The sequence below is a fragment of the Rhizobium sp. 18055 genome, assembly GCF_902706285.1.
Classification (GTDB): domain Bacteria; phylum Pseudomonadota; class Alphaproteobacteria; order Rhizobiales; family Rhizobiaceae; genus Rhizobium.
On the sequence record NZ_CACSKD010000378.1, the window covers coordinates 1 to 414 of the forward strand.

Sequence of the window (414 nt, forward strand, 5' to 3'; positions counted from 1 at the left end):
GTCCACCTTCGGCCAGGGCAGCAGGTCCATGCCCACGCCGGAGCCACCGCCGCCGGCAGGCGCCTTGGCGGCCTGGGCCTTGGTCTGCACGCCGCCGGCCATCACCTGCTTGGTGAACGCCTGCACGTCTTCCTGCGTGATGCGGCCCTTGGGGCCGGAACCCTTGAGTTCCTCCAGCGGCACGCCCAGTTCGCGCGCGAACTTGCGCACCGAGGGCGAGGCATGCGGCAGGCCGACGGGCGCAGCGCCGGGGGCGTGCGGTGCCGGAGCCGGTGCGGACGGTGCGGCAGCGGACGGCGCCGCGGCAGCAGGAGCCGGTGCCGAGGCCTGCGGCGCCGGTGCGGATGCGGCAGCGGCCGGAGCCGCAGCGGGGGCCGGAGAAGCGGCAGCGGCGGGCGCAGAGCCCTCCAGCAC

At 76.8% G+C, this 414-nt stretch carries 1 protein-coding gene; it reads right to left on the reverse strand.

Annotated elements, in window-relative coordinates; all coding sequences use genetic code 11:
• Positions 1 to 414: E3 binding domain-containing protein (locus GVL52_RS32390; protein WP_280179136.1), on the reverse strand; the 414-nt coding region annotated here is incomplete at its 3' end.